Here is a 17,338-nt window from a genome sequence, read left to right on the forward strand (position 1 = left end):
TCGCCGCGACGACCCGATCACGCAAATCCTGCGATAGTGCTTTGGTCATCCATCCTGGCCTCCTCACCAGCACGGATCCTGAATCAGAAATCTCGCGCCAGCGGAATCCTCAACGATTCAGACGCTGTGGAAAACGCTCTAGACCCGCTGCATCAATTCGATCCGGTTGCCGAAGGGATCGAAAATATCGCCGCGCTTGTATCCGGCGAGCGGGGTGCCAGGGGTGATGTCGAAGCCATGATCCGCCAGCCGCGCCGATAAGGCCTCGAGATCCCCCACCAGCAGAGCCGGATGCGCTTTACGCGCGGGGCGGAAATCCGCTTCCACCCCCAGATGGATATGCGCGCTGCCGCCAGTGAACCAGCACCCGCCCCGCACGGCGAGGTCCGCCGGCTTGGGTTCCTCCGCCATTCCGAGCACCCCGCCATAAAACGCCCGCGCAATGTCCTCCGCCCCCGCCGGCATGGCCAGTTGCACGTGATCGATCCCGAGAATGGTCATGGCTTCAAATCCTGTCCACCTGGGCGATCGCGTCGCTGGCGCGCAGGGCGCTGATGATACGGGTAAGATGCGCCAGATCCTGCACTTCCAGATCTATCTCGTAAGTGTGGAACGGGGTGTCGCGCTGGGTTTGCTCCAGAGTTACGACATTGGCAATATTCTTGGCGAAGATCCCGGCCATTTCGGCCAGTGTGCCGGGCCGGTCATACAAGGTCGCCCGCAACCGCCCGACAGCGCCCTGCGAATGCTGGCCCCATGACAGGTCGAGCCAGTCGGCGTCGATCCCGCTCGCCAGGGTGAGACAGGATATCGAGTGCACTTCCACCCCTTCACCCATCTTGCGCAGGCCGACGATCCGGTCTCCCGGCACGGGGTGGCAGCATTCGGCCAGCTGAAACGCGACCCCGGGGGTAAGCCCGCGCACGGAAATCGCCTTTTCCTGCCGCGGCCAGGATTCATCCTCCGGCATTGCCGAGGTGCTGCCGGGAACCAGCGCCTCCATCACATCGCGGTCGGTCAGCTTGGCCGCGCCGACGGCGTACATCAGGGCCTCTTCGTCCTCCAGCTCCAGCCGCTTGACCGCCTCGCGGATGGCCTTCTTGCCGATCTTGGCAGGTAGCCTCGAGGCCACCTCGTCGAACATCTTGCGACCGATCATCGCCACCTCGGACCGTTCCTTCAGCCGCACCGCGCGCCGGATCGCCGCCCGCGCCTTGCCGGTGACCACGAAGCCGAGCCACGACATCTGCGGTTCGGCCGTCTTGCCCTTGATCAGTTCGACCACGTCGCCGTTTTCCAGCGGCGTCCGCAGCGGCATATGCCGCCCGTTGATTTTCGCGCCCACGGTCTGCGCACCCAGATCAGTGTGCACGGCAAAGGCGAAATCGACCGGAGTCGATCCCTTGGGCAACTGGTGCAGCGCCCCCTTGGGGGTGAAGGCAAAGATGCGGTCTTGGTAAATCGCGAGCCTGGTATGTTCGAGCAATTCTTCCGGATCATGGCTGGCATCGACAATCTCGATCAGATCGCGCAGCCAGCCGACCGCACCATCGGGCCGGTCGCCCTGCTTGTAGGCCCAATGCGCGGCGAGCCCGAATTCGTTGGTCCGGTGCATTTCCCGGGTACGGATCTGCACCTCGACCCGCATCGAATTTTCGTAGATCAGCGAAGTATGCAGGCTCCGGTACCCGTTGTTTTTGGGGGTGGAGATGTAATCCTTGAACTTGCCGGGAATGCATTGCCAGGTGGTGTGGAGGATCCCCATCGCGCGGTAACATTCCGCTTCGTTTTCCACGATTACCCGAAACGCCATGATATCGGTCACCTGTTCGAAGCTGACATGGCGTTCGGCCATCTTCTTCCAGATCGAATAGGGGTGCTTTTCGCGGCCCCACACCTTTACCGAAAGGCCCGCCTCGGCCAGTGCCTGCTTCATCGCCAGAGCAATCGCGTCGACCTGTCCGCCATCCTGCTTGCGGATCTGTTCCAGCCGGCCGGTAATCGTCTGATACGCCTCCGGCTCCACCTGTTCGAAAGCCAGCAGCTGCATCTCGCGCATATATTCGTACATCCCGACCCGTTCTGCCAGCGGGGCGTAGATATCCATGGTTTCGCGGGCGATCCGGGCGCGCTTTTCGGGCGATTTGATGAAATGCAGCGTGCGCATATTGTGCAGCCGGTCGGCCAGCTTGACCAGCAGCACGCGGATGTCTTCCGACATGGCGAGCAGGAATTTGCGCAAATTTTCCGCCGCCCGCTCGTCCTCCGGCATCGCTTCGATCTTGCTCAGCTTGGTCACACCGTCGACCAGCCGCGCCACTTCCGGCCCGAAATTCGCCTCGATATCCTCGATCGTGGCCAGCGTATCTTCCACCGTATCGTGGAGCAGCGCGGTCATGATCGTTTCCTGATCCAGCTTCAGGTCGGTCATCAGGCCCGCCACCTCTACCGGATGGCTGAAATAGGGATCCCCGCTGGCGCGTTTCTGGGTGCCGTGTTTCTGGACGGTATAGACATAGGCGCGGTTGAGCAGCGCCTCGTCGGCGTCCGGGTCATAGGCCTTGACCCGTTCCACAAGTTCGTACTGGCGTAGCATCCCGATCAGATGTGCGGTGTGCGCCTGCGAAGGGCAAGCGGAAAGGACTGTTCCGCCGCATTTGCCCCCAACCGCGCCCGATTTTTCAGTGGTTCACTGTACCACCTTGTCCACTGTCCCCTGCGTTACCGCGTGATAGGCCGGCCGGGTCTTTGCATAGATCCGTTTGGCGATCGGCTGGCCCCAGCTGCCCTGCTCCATCAACGCTTCGAACAGCGGCGCAACGAACTTGCGGCGGCCGACGGTGCCGAGGAACTTCTCCACCGCCGGGACAGCCGGATCGTAGCGGTTTTCCAGTGCCAGTTCGAGCCACAGGAACAGCACTTCGTTGTTTCCGGTTTTCGACAGTCCGAGATCGCGGTCGAGCGCGGCGAGCTGTGCGTCAGTCAGGGATCGGGGCAGTTTGGAAAGGAAGCGCTGCCGTTCGGCGGCGGTCCATTTTGCCCAGGCTGCGGAATCGACCTTGCGTGTTTCCGCATAGGATTCCGCCGCCGTGTCCACTTCGGCAAAGGCCGCCGGATCGGGCTGCGCGGCATTGCTCGGCAGGCCGGGCTCATAGACCCATTCGTCCAGCATCAATTTCGCTTCGAGCTCCGCATCGCCCTTCACCAGGTTCTCGCGCATATCCGCAAGGAACATGGCCGAGGTCGCCGGCTCGAAGGCGTGGCGGTCGAACCAGCTTTCCAGCCAGGCATCGAACTTCTCGCGTCCGACAATCGTTTCGACCGTCCGCAGGAACACCGCGCCCTTGTCATAGATAATCCCGCTGGCGCCGCCATCCGGCACCGCCTCCGCTTCGGCCAGATGCAGCGCCGTGACCGGCGCGTCCATCCCGCTTTCGGCCAGCGCTTCCTGCATGGTGGCAAAGCCCAGAGCAGCTTCCTGGGCAGCGCGGCGGGTGCCGTAGAGTTCCTCGATGATCCGGTTTTCGAAATAGCTGGTGGTGCCTTCGTTCAGCCAGCTGTCGGCCCAGTTGGCGTTGGTCACCAGATTGCCCGACCAGCTGTGCGCCAGTTCATGCGCGACCAGCCCCGTCAGGCTCTTGTCTCCGGCGATGAAGGTCGGGGTGAGGAAGGTCATGACCGGATTTTCCATCCCGCCATAGGGAAAGCTGGGCGGCAGCACGATCATGTCGTACCGGCCCCAGCGGTAGGGACCGTACAGCTTCTCCGCCGCGTCGATCATCTTTTCGGTATCGGCGAGTTCCGCAGCGGCGCGGTCCAGCATGACCGGTTCGCTCCACACGCCCGACCGGGGGCCGAGTTCGCGGAATTCGATATCGCCTGCGGCAATCGCGATCAAATAGGGAGCGACCGGTTTGTCCATTGTGAAAGTGAAGGCGCGCTTGCCCTCGCCCGCGGCTTCCGGTTCGCCCGATGTGAGGCCGGACATGACCACTGTGAGCGGCTCCGGCGCGGTGATACGCGCTTCCCATGTCTGCCGGATGCCGGGGCTGTCCTGCGTCGGTATCCAGCTGCGGTTGAGCGTGGGCTGGCCCTGGCTGAGAAGATAGGGATGCTCGCCGCCTGCCGTCTGCTGCGGGGTCAGCCACTGCAGCGCTTCCGCGTTGGCCGCCGAATAGATTACGGTAATTTGCCGCGTATCGCCGATCGTGACCGTGACCGGCGCACCCATGTCGGCTACAGAGTCACCCACGGTGAAGGGCAGTGGTTCACCGGACTCGCCGGTTACGCCGGAGATTGCCAGACCCTTGCTGTCGAGCACCACGGTGTCAGCACCTTCTACCGCCTGAATGTCCAGCGTCGCGGAACCGGCCACGGACCTGGCATCGAAATCCAGCGCGAGGTTGAGCGCGACATGAGTCACGCGTGCCACTTCAGGCTGGGCAAAGGTGAACCGGTCCTTCGCATCCGGGGTGGTCAGGATGGGGGACACCATGGGAACCGCTGAGGATTCCGTAGCCCCGTCCGGCACCGAACAGGCGCCGAGCGCGGCAAGGCCGAGGATCAAGGAAATTTTGGCGAACAAACGCATCGGGCACTCCGCGAATTTTAAAAAATGCGCGGTAACACTGCAAGGCTGTACCGGCCACAAGGATCTGCAGCGGGTTGCCCCAATGCATCTTTACTGAGGAGTTTCGACCGGAGCGGGGGTCGGCTGCTCTTCGGGAACATTCGTCATCGGGGCATCGGGAAGCTGGACCGGCACGCCGCCTTCCGGTGCAGTCGTCATCATTGGTTCGGGAGCGAGCATTTCTGTCGCCTCAGGCTCGATGAAGTCATCGTCAGTCGCCGGGGACAGGAACCAGATGACCACCAGAACACCCAGCAGGGCAATCACCAGGATCCAGAGCAGGTTCGTCTTTCTTTGCGGGTCGGCCATTTCACAATCTCCTTCGGGCACGGTTGAAGGGCTTTCAGAACGAACGGTTACCGCCAGGAATAGGTTCCGTCCGCGCTCAGGTCCACACGGCTTCGGGCGGCAGGCTCATCAGAATGGCATCGATATTGCCGCCGGTCTTGAGGCCAAACAGGGTGCCGCGGTCGTAAACCAGGTTGAATTCCGCGTAACGCCCGCGCCATTCCAGCTGCTGCAGCTTGTCGGCATCGGTAAATTCCGCATTCATCCGGCGGCGCACCAGTCTGGGGTAAATATCGAGGAAGGTCTCTCCGACATCCCGGGTGAAGGAGAAATTGCGGTCGAACGCGCCGTCTTCGGTCACTTCCATGTGGTCGTAGAAAATTCCGCCCACCCCCCGGTGGCACTGGCGGTGCGGGATGTAGAAATAGTCGTCCGCCCATTTCTTGAACCGGTCGTAATAGACCGGGTTGTGCCGTGCGCAGGTTGCGCGGAAGGCCGCGTGGAATTCGGCGGTGTCCTCGTCATACGGGATCGGAGGATTGAGATCGGCGCCGCCGCCGAACCACGCCTTGCCGGTCGTCAGGAACCTTGTGTTCATATGCACCGCAGGCACGTGCGGATTGGCCATATGAGCGACCAGGCTGATGCCGGTGGCGGAAAAGCCGGGATTGTCCGCGCTCGCTCCGTTGACGCTGGCGGCGAATTCGGGCGAGAAATTGCCTCGCACGGTCGAGACGTTGACGCCGACCTTCTCGAACACCTTGCCCTTCATCAGCCCCTGCACCCCGCCACCCGGGTCCGGATTGCCTTCCTCCTCGCGGTCCCACGGGGTAAACACGAAGGCAGCATCGCTGCCCGCCTCGCGCTCGATGGCCTCGAATTCGGCGCAAATACGGGTGCGAAGGTCCTCGAACCATTCCTTGGCAAGAGATGTGCGTTCGGCAGAGGCGAGAGTCGTGTCAGTCATTGTCAGCAGGCTTGCCATCCCGTGGGCGCTGGGGCAAGGGCAAGCGATGGTTCCCCTTTCGTTCGCCGACCAGGAATTCTTTCTGACCGACAGCGGCGCGCTGTTCTGGCCGCGTGAGAACGCGCTGCTGGTGGCCGACCTGCACCTCGAAAAGGCGAGCTTTTATGCGCAGCACGGCCAGATGCTGCCGCCCTATGACAGCCGCGAAACACTGGAGCGGTTGGCGCTGGCGATTCGCGAGACTGGCGCTCGACGAGTGTTCACCCTGGGGGATAATTTCCACGATGCGGGCGGTGCGGAGCGGCTCGAACCCCATGCCGCAGGGATGCTGGCCGCGCTGACCCGGGCGACCGATTGGGTCTGGATTACCGGCAATCACGATGCACCCAAACCGGGTGAGCGGGCGGGCACACCTGCTGGCGGCACTATCGCGGAAGAACTGGAAGTGGCGGGGATGATCCTGCGGCATCAGGCCATGCCCGGCGAAATCCGTCCCGAATTTTCCGGCCATTACCATCCGCGCCTGCAGATTACCGTGCGGCAGCGGCGCATTCGCCGCCCCTGCGCCGTGGTCAGCTGTGATGCCGCCGGGTCGGGCCGGATGATTCTGCCCGCTTTCGGTGCGCTGACGGGGGGCATGAACGCCGCCGATCCGGCGATCCTGTCTGCGATGCAACCCGCACATACGATCCACGCCCTGTTGCCCGCGGGCGGCAGGTTGGTGAAATTCGCGTTGTGGGAGGCCGGGAACCCAACACACCCCTAGCAACTTGCCCCGTTCCGCACTAAGTAGGCGGCGTAAAACGACGATCCCAAGCAATTTCAAGGAGACCAACCCATAACTCGTCCACCCCGGCGCACGAATAGCCCGCCCATCAAGAGCGGCCCGCGCTACGACAACATGATCCAGTCGGACAAGGTCCGCGTCATTGACGAAACCGGCGAGAATGTCGGTGTCATGTATACCAAGGAAGCGATCGAAGCGGCAGCCTTGCTCGGCCTTAATCTGGTCGAAGTATCGCCCAACGCCGATCCGCCCGTGTGTAAATATCTCGACGTCGGCAAGCATCGTTTCGAAGCGCAGAAGAAAGCCAACGCCGCACGCAAGACGCAGAAGACGCAGGACATCAAGGAAGTCAAAATGCGTCCGAATATCGACACGCATGATTATGACGTGAAGATGCGCAACGTGAACAAATTCATCGAACATGGCGACAAGGTGAAGATCACCCTCCGTTTCCGCGGGCGCGAAATGGCGCATCAGGAATTGGGCATGAACCTGCTCAAGCGGGTGCAGGATGACACCGCCGAAGTCGCGAAGATCGAAGCATTTCCCCGCCTGGAAGGCCGGCAGATGCTGATGGTGCTGTCACCGAAGTAATCCGTCAGACCATGTCTGCAAATCGAACAGGGCGTGCCGCAAGGCGCGCCCTTTTCCTTTGCGGCGGTATCGGAGCTTGGCCGGGAATCCTCTGGCTGCTAGGCGCGGTGCGGGTTTGGGGGAGAGGCACCACATGACTGCGCAGCGCATCGGCTTTGTCTTCGGAATTGCTGCTTTCGTCCTGACCGCGATTTTGCCCGCTCCCGCTGGGATGCCGCGGGAAGCATGGCTCGTCGCCGGGCTGGTAGTGTGGATGGCTGCGTGGTGGATGACCGAGGCCATACCACTGACCGCCACCGCCCTGCTGCCTTTCCTGGTGCTGCCCTTTGTCGGCGTGTTGAACGCAAAGGACACGGCCAGCGCCTATTACGAACCGATCCTGTTCCTGATTCTGGGCGGGGCTTTCCTGGCACTGGCGATCGAGCGGACCGGACTGCACCGGCGGCTGTCACTGGCGATCCTCAAATCCATCGGTGACACGGGCGGCCCGGCCCGCCTGCTGCTGGCCTTCATGGTGTCGGCGGCGATCCTGTCGATGCTGATTTCCAACACCTCGACCGCACTGATCATGATGCCGATGGCGCTGGCGGTGCTGGCGGGCGGCGGGGTCGGTGCCGAACAGCAGGACGGGCTTGCAGGCGCCTTACCGATGGGCATTGCGTTTGCCGCGACGATCGGCGGATTGGGAACCATCGTCGGGTCGCCCACCAACGGGATTGCCGTCGCGTTGCTGGCCAGCATGATCGGGCTGAAGATCAGCTTCGCACAGTGGACTGCTTTCGGCCTGCCCATCGTGATCGTCGGGGTGCCCGCAGCGGCGCTGATCATTGCGCGGGTGCAAAAAGTGGCGCGGCATCCGTTCGACGTGGCCGCCGCGCGTGCAGCCATCGACAGCCATGCAGCCTGGACGCTGCCGGAGCAGCGATTGGTGCCGATCATCGCGATTACCTTTCTGCTGTGGATGCTGGCACCCCTGCTGCAGGATTATGTCCCGCCGGGGTCACTGACTGACGGGACCATCGCCGTCGCCGCGGGACTGGCGCTGTTCATCCTGCCCGACGGAACCGGGCGTCCGCTGCTGGTGTGGAAAGAAGCCGACCGTGCACCCTGGGGCGTGATCATGATGTTCGGCGGCGGGTTGGCGCTGGCAGCCGGGATGGGCGCATCCGGTCTGGCGGACTGGCTCGGATCGGCCCTCCTGCCGCTCAGCGCAGTGCCGCTGATCCTGGTGGCAATGGCGCTGGTCGGCATGGTCGTGCTGATTACGGAGTTTGCCAGCAATGTCGCCACGGCCAGTGCGATCATCCCGGTGGTCGCCAGCCTGACGGTGGCGATGGGGGTCGATCCGGTGCTGCTCGCCATGCCTGCCGCGCTGGCTGCCAGCTGGGGCTTCATGCTGCCTGCCGGAACCGGGCCTAACGCAATTGCCTGGTCGACCGGACGGATAAAATTGCCGAGAATGGTCGGCGCGGGCGTGTTGCTCGATCTGCTCGGGATCGTGATGATTGTCACGATTGTGTGGATAATTGCCGCTTTGGCGGGCTGATCACCGCGGTTGATCAAGGTCGTTTCACTGGTTACTATGGGCGCACCTCAAGTATCCCGTGAAGATGCGTTCCTGTGGAGGTTAGGAACCCCGGTCACCGATACACGATAGCTCCTGCCTTCCTGGGAGCGTTTGATTAGGAAGAACGCGTCATGACCGATGCCCCAGATGCTTATGGCGATCCCGTCATCACCCCCACCCCGCGCCGCAAGCCCAAGCCGGAGATCACCACCATCGGCGGCCGCCCGCTGAAGCCGTCGACGTTGATGATGGGCCACGGTTATGATCCGGCCCTGTCCGAAGGGTCGCTCAAGGCCCCGATTTTTCTCACCAGCACCTTCGCGTTTGAAAATTCAGCAGCGGGCAAGCGCCATTTCGAAGGCATCACCGGCAAGCGCCCCGGAGGCGCGGAAGGCCTGGTCTATTCCCGCTTCAACGGGCCGAACCAGGAAATCCTCGAAGACCGGCTGAGCATCTGGGACGGGGCGGAAGACGCGTTGTCCTTTTCCAGCGGAATGACCGCAATCACCGTGATGCTGCTGGCCTATTGCAGCGCCGGGGATGTCATCGTGCATTCCGGCCCGCTGTATGCTGCGACCGAGGGCTTCGTGGCCAAGGTCCTGTCCAAATTCGGGATCACCTATGTCGATTTCCCCGCGGGTGCGACGCGCGAGGCAATGGACGATGTACTGGCGAAGGCAAAGGCGCAGGCGGCTGAACACGGCGGCAAGGTGGCGATGATCTATCTGGAAAGCCCCGCCAACCCGACCAATGCGCTGGTCGATGTGGAGGCCATGGCGGCCGCGCGCGACGCGGCGTTCGGTGAAGACGGCCCGCCGATTGCCATCGACAACACCTTCCTCGGCCCGCTGTGGCAGCGCCCGCTGGACCAGGGCGCGGACATCGTGGTCTATTCGCTGACCAAATATGTCGGCGGCCATTCGGACCTGGTGGCAGGCAGCATCGCCGGGGCGAAGAAGTGGATGGATCCTGTGCGCGCGCTGCGCAACACGATGGGCGGCATCTGCGATCCCAACACCGCCTGGATGCTGCTGCGTAGCCTGGAAACCGTGGAACTGCGGATGCAGCGCGCGGGCGAGAATGCGGCGAAGGTCTGCGCTTTCCTGCGTGACCACCCCAAGGTTGAGGGGCTCGGCTATCTCGGCTTCATCAGCGATCCGCGCCAGCAGGACATCTACAACCGCCACTGCCTGGGAGCAGGCAGCACCTTCAGCCTGTTCATCAAAGGCGGCGAGGCAGAGGCGTTCCGCTTCCTCGACAACATGACCATCGCCAAGCTGGCGGTCAGCCTCGGCGGCACCGAGACTCTGGCCAGCCTGCCCGCCGCGATGACCCACCTGTCCGTCCCGGACGAACGCAAGGCGCAGCTTGGAATCACGGACAATCTGGTGCGCATTTCGATCGGCATCGAGGACCCGGACGATCTGATTGCCGATTTCGAACAGGCGCTGGCGAAGGTCTGAACCGCGTTCATTACCCGCGATGGGTCGAAGATGTGACAATAGTGCCACCAATCGCCGCCTCCCTGCAAGAATATTACAGAGAAACGACGATCTGAGTTTCCTTGTTACGGAGCTTGGCTAAGCGTGCTTCTTTTTGGGGGCCCGTCATGAACCAGTCACGTCTATTCCGTACTTTCGCCTTGTCCGCTTCTGCCGGGAGCCTGGCATGGGCATCCTGCGCCATCGCGCAAGACACCGCAGCGGGAGCGGAATTGCCGCCTGTCGAAGCCGTCGAAGTCGACTATGCGGACACCATCATTGTTCTCGGCTCGCGGCGTCCGGACCGCACAATTGCCGACAGCCCGATCCCCATCGACGTGATCGGCAGCGAAGCCTTGCAGAACAGCGGCGCGACCGAAACCAACCGCCTGCTCAACAATCTGGTCCCATCATTCAACTTCCCCCAGCCGTCGCTGACTGACGGCACGGATTCGCTACGCCCGGCAACTCTGCGCGGCCTTGCACCGGACCAGGTGTTGGTGTTGGTCAACGGCAAGCGCCGCCACATGTCCTCGCTCCTCAATCTCAACGGATCGATCGGGCGCGGTTCGGCGGCGGTCGATCTCAACACGCTGCCATCCATCGCGATCGAACAGATCGAGGTCCTGCGTGACGGAGCCTCGTCGCTCTACGGTTCTGATGCAATCGCCGGCGTAATCAACGTCCAGCTCAAGAAGCGCCAGGGCGGCCGGGCGGTGGCCAGTTACGGCAAATACATCACTACCCTCCGCGGCGTTGACCAGGTTGCCAGTGTGGCACCGACCACCGGTGCATCTGACAGCCCGGTGATTACCTTCACCGGTGAAGATCGCGAACGCAACGACGGCGAAACATTCACCATGGCCACCAACATCGGCCTGCCAGTGGGCGAGTCCGGCTATCTGAATTTCACCGCCGAATACAAGGACCGCTCCCCGACCAACCGTTCCGGTCCCGATCCGCGCCGCCAGTATAGCGGCGTGGGCGATCCCCGCGAAACCACCCTGACCCGTTACAACCACCGTTTTGGTGACGGCGAATCGAAGGACCTGAACTTCGTGGTGAACGCTGGCGCAGACATCGGCGCGCTCGAACTCTACGGTTTCGGCACTTACGGCGTCCGCGATGCCAACGGAGCCGGTTTCTATCGCCGATCCCTCGACGCGCGTAACGCCGATTTTGCGAATGGCGGCGCGCCGTTCTATCCGGACGGATTCCTGCCGATCATCGTTAGCGAAATTCGCGATATTTCCGGTGCGGTTGGCGTGCGGGGCGATGTTGCCGGGTTCAATACCGATCTGTCGGTGGTCTATGGCACCAACCGCCTGAACTACGATGTCGAAGACAGCTTCAACACCTCGCTCGGCGGACTCGTCAGCCATCGCCGGTTCGACGCGGGCGGCCTCCGGTCCGGCCAGACATCGGTCAATCTCGACCTGCAGAAGAATATCGAGATCGGGTTTGCCCAGAGCGTATCGCTGGCCTTTGGCGGGGAATACCGGGACGAAAACTACAAGATCATTCCGGGCGAAGAACAAAGCTACATCAACGGGCCGTTTTCCTTCACCAACGGCGCGCCGGGCGGTGCCCAGGTATTCCCGGGCTTCCGCCCGAACAACGCCATCGACGCCTCGCGTGACAGCATCGCTGGCTATGTCGAACTCGATGTCGACATTTCCGACGCGCTGAACGTGCAGGCCGCCGGCCGGTACGAAAGCTTCTCGGATTTCGGCGACACGGTGAACGGCAAGTTTGCTGCACGGTTCGAACCGATCGAAGGCTTTGCGCTCCGCGGATCGATTTCCACCGGCTTCCGCGCACCAGGGCTGGCGCAGCAGTTTTTCTCGACGACCTCGACCAACAACGTCGGCGGTGTCCTGATCGAAGTTGGCACCTTCCCGGTTGCTTCGCCGGTAGCGGTGGCGCTCGGTTCGCAGCCGCTCGACGCCGAAAAATCGCTCAACTTCGGCGGAGGCATCGCGATCAACGTGATCGACGGGCTCAGCCTGACGGCAGATTATTACAATATCCGGATCAAGGACCGCATCACGCTGACGGAGAATCTCCAGGGCACCGATGTTGTCACCATCCTGACCAATGCGGGAATTACCGGGGTCACCTCCGCCCGGTTCTTCATCAACGGCATCGACACCCGCACGCAGGGCCTCGATATTGTCGGCAGCTACCGGGTTCCGGATCTCGGAATGGGCGATATCCGCCTGACCATCGGTTACAACATTTCGGATACCAAGATCATCGACCGCCGCGTTTTCTCCGGCTTTACCGCCCAGCGCCTGTTTGCGCGGCAGGAATCCTTCCGCCTCACCGACGGGCAGCCGAAGAACAAGCTGAACATCGGGTTGGATTGGGATTACGGTATCGTCGGCTTAACGGCCCGAACCAACCGGTTTGGCGAAGTCTTTCTGCCCTCCGGCGTAAGCTCGCCCCAGCGCGACGATATCACCGTGGCTCCTGGTGATGCTCCGGGCGATCTGTTCCTGTCACCGAAATGGATCACCGATCTGGAGCTGAGGATCAAACCGACAGAGGCGCTGGAACTCGCGTTCGGCGCGAACAATCTGTTCGACGTCTATCCCGACCGCCTGCCCTTCGGAACGGTCGACGGCGTCAATTTCGGCCTGAACAACTCGTTCCTGCCCTATTCCTCACAGTCGCCGTTCGGGTTCAGCGGCCGCTTCCTCTACGGACGGGTGGCGGTGAATTTCTGATCTGCCGGGAATTTTGTAGCGGTGCATAGAGAAACGGCGCGGTCATTGAACCGCGCCGTTTCGCTTTAACGGGAGGGAAGGACCGGCTCGTGCCTTACCCTTTCCATTCCCGCCGTTCCTCGGCCTGCTTCAGGACTTCGTAAGCGACCTGGATCTTCTGGAATTCCTGTGCGGCGGCCGTGTCGCCCGGCTTTACGTCGGGGTGCACTTCCTTGGCCTTGGCGCGGAAGGACTTCTTGATCGCATCGAAATCGGCGTCGGCTTCCAGCTCGAGAGCTTCGAGCGCGCGCATTTCGTCTGCGCTGCGGCTGCCATCGCCTGACCCCGCCCAGCCATAATGCGCGGCTTCGGCATAGCCGGCGTTGTCGCGGTTTTCGTTCTTCACTCGCTCCGCCGCCTCGGCCTTGTCGAGCCCTTCGAAGTAATCCCATTTGGAATTGTATTCGGCTGCGTGCTTCTGGCAGAAATACCACCGGTCCGGGCTGTTCGATGCCTTAGGCGCAGGGCACAGGCCGGGTTCATCGCACAGATGGCGGTCGCAGGTGCGCTGCGCCGTGGCCGCCTGGTCGCTGCCATAGCTGCGCCACCGGGGAAAACCCCAATCGTTGGATCGGCGTGCACCGACCATCAGTTCATCTCTCGTGTCATATGTCCCGCTATATAGAGCGTTCAACGAATAATCGCCACCGATGCTTTATTGTGGGCTTACAAAGAGACTGTTAAGCATTATGCTGCAATGCAGCAACAGCTGCTCGCACGCAGTAATGGCATATACGCAATCGGAGTTCACGACCTTGAGCAAGCAACTGGCCCTGTCGATCGCCTTCTCGGTCCTGACGATGTCGGCTTTCGCCCTGTCGATGTCGCCGCCAAACGCCGTTCAGAACGCCTCCCCCGAATATGAAAACGGCGCGGTGGCCGAAGCCTCCGCGCCGCCCGTGTTCAGGATACTGGCCGACTGATTATCGGATCACGACCGTAACCGCACGCCGGTTCTGGGCCCATGCGCTGGCGTCCGAACCCAGGGCTACGGGTCGTTCCTTGCCATAGCTGACGGTTGCAATCCGGTTGGCCGGCACGCCGAGCCCGACCAGATAATTCTTTGCCGCGTTTGCTCTGCGCTCGCCAAGCGCGAGGTTGTAATCGCGGGTGCCGCGTTCGTCGGCATGGCCTTCGACGGTGACGGTGACGTTGGGATATTGCATCAGATATTGCGCCTGGGTCTGCAGGGCAGCCGCATCGGCGCTGTCGATGTTGTAACGGTCGGTGTCGAAATAGACCACGTTCTGACCGTTTACCGCAGCAACGAAATGCTGCTGGGTTCCCGGACCCGAAGCTGTCTGGGAAGTCGTCGGAGCGGGGGTTTCCGTCGGCACCACTGTCGCCTGTTGCGGCGGCAATTCTTCCGGGGCGGAGGTCTTGCAGCCCGCCAGGGCAATCGTTCCAGTGAGTACCGCGACGGTGAGAATATTATGCTTCATTAGACATCTCCTTGATAGTTGGTAATTCTTTTTGGATCGGTGTCAGCGCGGCCCATCTGCACAGTAATACTACGCCTTTACGGCAGAATAGGTCCCCAGGACGGATCCGATGCATCAACCGGAGTATCGAGGCGCCGTTCGTTGCGGCCGGTCAGATCGACTTGCCACAAGGATGTCCGCCCCGAATTGCGCTCGGTCCGGAAAAACTGGATGATCCGCCCGTTCGGCGCCCAGGTCGGCGCTTCATCCTGCCACGAATTCGTCAGGTACCTCAGGCCACCGCCGCCGGGGCTCATCACCGCGATGCGGAAATCACCGGCAATATGGGTGAAGGCGATCTGGTCGCCGCGCGGGCTCCATTCGGGTGTCGCTGCGCGGCCGCCGAAGAAGCTGATCCGCTTCTGGTTGGAACCGTCGGCATCCATGACGTAGATCTGCTGTTCGCCCGACCGGTCGCTTTCGAACACGATTTTCCGGCCATCCGGCGAATAGGAACCGCCCACGTCGATGCCGGGCGAGTTGGTCAGACGGGTGCTCTCCCCCCCGGTGGCCGGCACGCGGTAGATATCGGTATTGCCCGCAATGGCCATCGAATAGAGAATATACCGCCCATCGGGTGACCAGCGAGGCGCGAACGTGGGATTGCGGCTTTGCGTGACCAGAGTCTGCTTGCCCGCCCCGATGTCGTACACATAGATGCGCGGATTCCCGTCGACATAGCTCAGATACACCAGCTTGCGGTAATCCGGCGAATAGCGCGGGGTCAGCGCGGTTGACTGGCCGGTGGTGATGAAACGGTGGTTGGCCCCATCGCTGTCCATGATCGCAAGGCGCTTGACGCGGTTATCCTTCGGCCCGGTTTCGGCAATATAGGCGATCCGGCTATCGAAGAACGGGCTTTCCCCGGACAGGCGCGAATAAACCAGATCGGCGCATTTGTGCGCGGCCCGCCGCCAGTCGCGCGCAGGCACGACCCAGCCCTGCCGGACGAGTTCGGACTGAAGGGCGACATCGTAGAGATAGCAGCCGACGGTCAGGCGGCCGTCCGCCCCGGCCTTCACATAACCGTGCACCAGCATTTCCGCGCTTCGGTTGGACCAACTGCTCCATTGCGGCGCGGTGACCTGCGCAAAGGAAGGCTGCGGCAGGCCATCCGGCCCGGCGGGTTTGAACAGGCCGTTGTTCTTCAGGTCGGAGGTAATGACCCGCGCCAGTTCCTTGCCCAGCGCCGCGGTTCCGCTGGCGTTTGCGGCGGTGGGCTGGTCGCGGTCGGTCGCGAAGCCGGCGATGGCGATGCCGAGGTCCTGCCAGTCGCTCGTGTCGGTGACGGTCAAGGACAGACCGCTGTCATCTTCCAGGGTTTCCACCTCCTCCACCGGCGGCGGTGCGGTACCGAGGTCCTGCGCGGCCACGGGCGCGGCGAACAGGGCGAGAATGAGGAGGGGGAGTTTCTTCATGACTACAAATTCCTGTCGAACCGGGCGTCCCGGATGGTTTTCCACGCCTCGTAATATTCGGGCGGGAGGTCGAACGGCGCGGCGAGTTGAACCGCCCGTATAGCACGTTCTGCGTGCAAATCCTTCTGCGGGGCGTTCGACGGGGTGACACCCGTCTGCCTTACCACCCGCGGCCGCCCGTTGAGGCTGCCATCGGGGTTGAGGCTGAACGAAAGGATCGTCACCAGCTGCTCTGCATCGACGCCCTGCGGCGCGGTCCAGTGCGGCCGCAACTGGCGAGCGATGGCCTGACCCAGCGACGCTTTGGCGCTGGCCCCGATCTGGGAAGCCGGAACGCGGGTTTCGGTAGTGGACGTGCTGTCACCCGCACCGGGCAGAAAATCCGCCCCGATGCGGCTGCCCCCCGCTGGTTTGGCGGCAGGCCTCGGCGGCGCGGGGCGGGTTGCCGGGCGATCCGGGCGGCGGCGCTCCGGCTCAGGCTTGGCGGCGGTACGGGTTGGCGTGGTTGCGACGGCGCGAGGGGCCGGGATTGGTTCGGGCTGCGCCTGTTCGATCGGCGCGGGCTGGGGCTCGTCCGACAGGGTCGGCGCTATTGCGGCGCGGCTTTCGGCAACGGGTTCCGGCGCGGTCGACGCCAGGCTGACGTCGCTCGTCAGGCTGACGGTCATGCGCGGGGGCAGCGGAGGTACGTCGTCCTTGCCCGGCTGCAGCACCAGCACCGCGACCAGCGCGACGTGCAGCAACACCGCGACCCCAAGGCCGACACGTTCATCAGTGCGGAGTGCAGCAAGCGCCATGGTCCAACCGATTATGGCGGCGAATCTGAACCGCTGGTGACCAGCGAGATCGCGTTGAAGCCCGCCCGGTTGAGTTCGCCCATGACCGCCATCACCCGCCCGTATTGCAGGCCTTGATCCGCGCGCAAGGTCACCTGCGGCAAACCGCCGTCGGCACCGGGGCGAATATTGGCAAGCCGTTCGGGCAATTCGCCCGGAGCCAGCCGGTCATCGCCCAGATAGATAAATCCGTCGCTGTCGATGCTCAGGGTCACGGGATCTTCTTCCGGCGCCAGCGCGTTGGCGCGGCTTTCGGGCAAGTCGATCGGTACCCCGGCAGCGAGCAAGGGCGCGGTGACCATGAAGATGATCAGCAGCACCAACATCACGTCGACAAAGGGCGTCACGTTGATGTCCGCCATCGGCGTCCGGCGCGATCCGCGCCGCCCGCCCCGCCTGCTGCCATTGACCATGCCCATCGCCATCAGCTGCGCGCCAGCTCGCGGCTGAGGCTCGCGTGGAAGCGGTCGGCAACGCGCTGCAGGGTGGATGCCAGCGCATTCACCCCGTGGCTGAACCGG

16 protein-coding genes are annotated in these 17,338 nt (G+C 62.7%); 6 read left to right on the forward strand and 10 right to left on the reverse strand.

The genetic code is table 11. The features are described from left to right. Positions 1 to 138 precede the first annotated feature (138 nt). The 5 genes from U0988_RS02535 to hemF all read right to left on the reverse strand — a co-directional run bounded on the left by U0988_RS02535 (position 139) and on the right by hemF (position 5,885). On the reverse strand, positions 139 to 501 hold the full coding sequence (locus U0988_RS02535) for a VOC family protein (RefSeq protein WP_322291079.1): 363 nt from the start codon (positions 499 to 501) through the stop codon (positions 139 to 141). 4 nt (positions 502 to 505) lie between these two features. Next, positions 506 to 2,596 carry a bifunctional (p)ppGpp synthetase/guanosine-3',5'-bis(diphosphate) 3'-pyrophosphohydrolase gene (locus tag U0988_RS02540; RefSeq protein ID WP_322291080.1) on the reverse strand — a complete coding sequence of 697 codons (2,091 nt, stop codon included), beginning with the start codon at positions 2,594 to 2,596 and terminating at the stop codon, positions 506 to 508. A 93-nt stretch (positions 2,597 to 2,689) separates the two neighbouring features. After that, positions 2,690 to 4,591 carry a M1 family metallopeptidase gene (locus U0988_RS02545; protein ID WP_322291081.1) on the reverse strand — a complete coding sequence of 634 codons (1,902 nt, stop codon included), beginning with the start codon at positions 4,589 to 4,591 and terminating at the stop codon, positions 2,690 to 2,692. 90 nt (positions 4,592 to 4,681) lie between these two features. Further along, complete coding sequence (locus U0988_RS02550; RefSeq protein WP_322291082.1) at positions 4,682 to 4,939, reverse strand: hypothetical protein; 258 nt, start codon at positions 4,937 to 4,939, stop codon at positions 4,682 to 4,684. Positions 4,940 to 5,015: 76 nt separating this feature from the next. Continuing rightward, complete coding sequence (gene hemF, locus U0988_RS02555; protein ID WP_322291083.1) at positions 5,016 to 5,885, reverse strand: oxygen-dependent coproporphyrinogen oxidase; 870 nt, start codon at positions 5,883 to 5,885, stop codon at positions 5,016 to 5,018. 46 nt (positions 5,886 to 5,931) lie between these two features. Between hemF and pdeM the strand changes: the two genes are divergently transcribed. The 5 genes from pdeM to U0988_RS02580 all read left to right on the forward strand — a co-directional run bounded on the left by pdeM (position 5,932) and on the right by U0988_RS02580 (position 13,043). Then, positions 5,932 to 6,651: a ligase-associated DNA damage response endonuclease PdeM gene (pdeM, locus tag U0988_RS02560; protein ID WP_322291084.1), complete on the forward strand. Its 720-nt coding sequence runs from the start codon at positions 5,932 to 5,934 to the stop codon at positions 6,649 to 6,651. A 135-nt stretch (positions 6,652 to 6,786) separates the two neighbouring features. Then, positions 6,787 to 7,266 carry a translation initiation factor IF-3 gene (infC, locus tag U0988_RS02565; protein ID WP_232844214.1) on the forward strand — a complete coding sequence of 160 codons (480 nt, stop codon included), beginning with the start codon at positions 6,787 to 6,789 and terminating at the stop codon, positions 7,264 to 7,266. 133 nt (positions 7,267 to 7,399) lie between these two features. Beyond that, positions 7,400 to 8,812: a DASS family sodium-coupled anion symporter gene (locus U0988_RS02570; protein WP_322291085.1), complete on the forward strand. Its 1,413-nt coding sequence runs from the start codon at positions 7,400 to 7,402 to the stop codon at positions 8,810 to 8,812. A 152-nt stretch (positions 8,813 to 8,964) separates the two neighbouring features. Further along, positions 8,965 to 10,296, forward strand: coding sequence for a cystathionine gamma-synthase family protein (locus U0988_RS02575; protein WP_322291086.1), 1,332 nt, complete (start codon positions 8,965 to 8,967; stop codon positions 10,294 to 10,296). A 146-nt stretch (positions 10,297 to 10,442) separates the two neighbouring features. Beyond that, entirely contained in the window at positions 10,443 to 13,043 is a 2,601-nt protein-coding gene (locus tag U0988_RS02580; RefSeq protein ID WP_322291087.1) for a TonB-dependent receptor, read from the forward strand. 94 nt (positions 13,044 to 13,137) lie between these two features. On the opposite strand, the gene U0988_RS02585 is transcribed toward U0988_RS02580, so the two are convergent. After that, the gene (locus U0988_RS02585; protein WP_322291093.1) at positions 13,138 to 13,671 is read right to left on the reverse strand and encodes a J domain-containing protein; all 534 of its coding nucleotides are present in this window, start codon (positions 13,669 to 13,671) and stop codon (positions 13,138 to 13,140) included. 166 nt (positions 13,672 to 13,837) lie between these two features. On the opposite strand from U0988_RS02585, the gene U0988_RS02590 reads away from it, so the two are divergent. Next, positions 13,838 to 14,005: a hypothetical protein gene (locus U0988_RS02590; RefSeq protein WP_322291088.1), complete on the forward strand. Its 168-nt coding sequence runs from the start codon at positions 13,838 to 13,840 to the stop codon at positions 14,003 to 14,005. Here the strand turns inward: U0988_RS02590 and pal are convergent, their stop codons facing one another. The 4 genes from pal to U0988_RS02610 all read right to left on the reverse strand — a co-directional run bounded on the left by pal (position 14,006) and on the right by U0988_RS02610 (position 17,242). Then, on the reverse strand, positions 14,006 to 14,524 hold the full coding sequence (gene pal / locus U0988_RS02595; protein WP_322291089.1) for a peptidoglycan-associated lipoprotein Pal: 519 nt from the start codon (positions 14,522 to 14,524) through the stop codon (positions 14,006 to 14,008). It abuts the gene before it with no gap. A gap of 77 nt (positions 14,525 to 14,601) precedes the next feature. Further along, positions 14,602 to 15,981 carry a Tol-Pal system beta propeller repeat protein TolB gene (gene tolB, locus U0988_RS02600; RefSeq protein ID WP_322291090.1) on the reverse strand — a complete coding sequence of 460 codons (1,380 nt, stop codon included), beginning with the start codon at positions 15,979 to 15,981 and terminating at the stop codon, positions 14,602 to 14,604. 2 nt (positions 15,982 to 15,983) lie between these two features. Then, complete coding sequence (locus tag U0988_RS02605) at positions 15,984 to 16,778, reverse strand: energy transducer TonB (protein WP_322291091.1); 795 nt, start codon at positions 16,776 to 16,778, stop codon at positions 15,984 to 15,986. Between the two features lie 11 nt (positions 16,779 to 16,789). Next, positions 16,790 to 17,242 (reverse strand): ExbD/TolR family protein, encoded by a 453-nt coding sequence (locus U0988_RS02610; protein ID WP_322291092.1) that lies wholly within the window; start codon positions 17,240 to 17,242, stop codon positions 16,790 to 16,792. Between the last annotated feature and the right edge of the window lie 96 nt (positions 17,243 to 17,338).

The sequence above is a fragment of the Allopontixanthobacter sp. genome, from assembly GCF_034376665.1.
GTDB lineage: Bacteria > Pseudomonadota > Alphaproteobacteria > Sphingomonadales > Sphingomonadaceae > Allopontixanthobacter.

What these genes read in the sequence shown, in the direction of transcription:
- U0988_RS02535 (WP_322291079.1), bottom strand. Translation starts at nt 501, where the DNA reads ATGACCATTCTCGGGATCGATCACGTGCAACTGGCCATGCCGGCGGGG.
- U0988_RS02540 (WP_322291080.1), bottom strand. Translation starts at nt 2,596, where the DNA reads ATGCTACGCCAGTACGAACTTGTGGAACGGGTCAAGGCCTATGACCCG.
- U0988_RS02545 (WP_322291081.1), bottom strand. Translation starts at nt 4,591, where the DNA reads ATGCGTTTGTTCGCCAAAATTTCCTTGATCCTCGGCCTTGCCGCGCTC.
- U0988_RS02550 (WP_322291082.1), bottom strand. Translation starts at nt 4,939, where the DNA reads ATGGCCGACCCGCAAAGAAAGACGAACCTGCTCTGGATCCTGGTGATT.
- hemF (WP_322291083.1), bottom strand. Translation starts at nt 5,885, where the DNA reads ATGACTGACACGACTCTCGCCTCTGCCGAACGCACATCTCTTGCCAAG.
- pdeM (WP_322291084.1), top strand. Translation starts at nt 5,932, where the DNA reads ATGGTTCCCCTTTCGTTCGCCGACCAGGAATTCTTTCTGACCGACAGC.
- infC (WP_232844214.1), top strand. Translation starts at nt 6,787, where the DNA reads ATGATCCAGTCGGACAAGGTCCGCGTCATTGACGAAACCGGCGAGAAT.
- U0988_RS02570 (WP_322291085.1), top strand. Translation starts at nt 7,400, where the DNA reads ATGACTGCGCAGCGCATCGGCTTTGTCTTCGGAATTGCTGCTTTCGTC.
- U0988_RS02575 (WP_322291086.1), top strand. Translation starts at nt 8,965, where the DNA reads ATGACCGATGCCCCAGATGCTTATGGCGATCCCGTCATCACCCCCACC.
- U0988_RS02580 (WP_322291087.1), top strand. Translation starts at nt 10,443, where the DNA reads ATGAACCAGTCACGTCTATTCCGTACTTTCGCCTTGTCCGCTTCTGCC.
- U0988_RS02585 (WP_322291093.1), bottom strand. Translation starts at nt 13,671, where the DNA reads ATGGTCGGTGCACGCCGATCCAACGATTGGGGTTTTCCCCGGTGGCGC.
- pal (WP_322291089.1), bottom strand. Translation starts at nt 14,524, where the DNA reads ATGAAGCATAATATTCTCACCGTCGCGGTACTCACTGGAACGATTGCC.
- tolB (WP_322291090.1), bottom strand. Translation starts at nt 15,981, where the DNA reads ATGAAGAAACTCCCCCTCCTCATTCTCGCCCTGTTCGCCGCGCCCGTG.
- U0988_RS02605 (WP_322291091.1), bottom strand. Translation starts at nt 16,778, where the DNA reads ATGGCGCTTGCTGCACTCCGCACTGATGAACGTGTCGGCCTTGGGGTC.
- U0988_RS02610 (WP_322291092.1), bottom strand. Translation starts at nt 17,242, where the DNA reads ATGGCGATGGGCATGGTCAATGGCAGCAGGCGGGGCGGGCGGCGCGGA.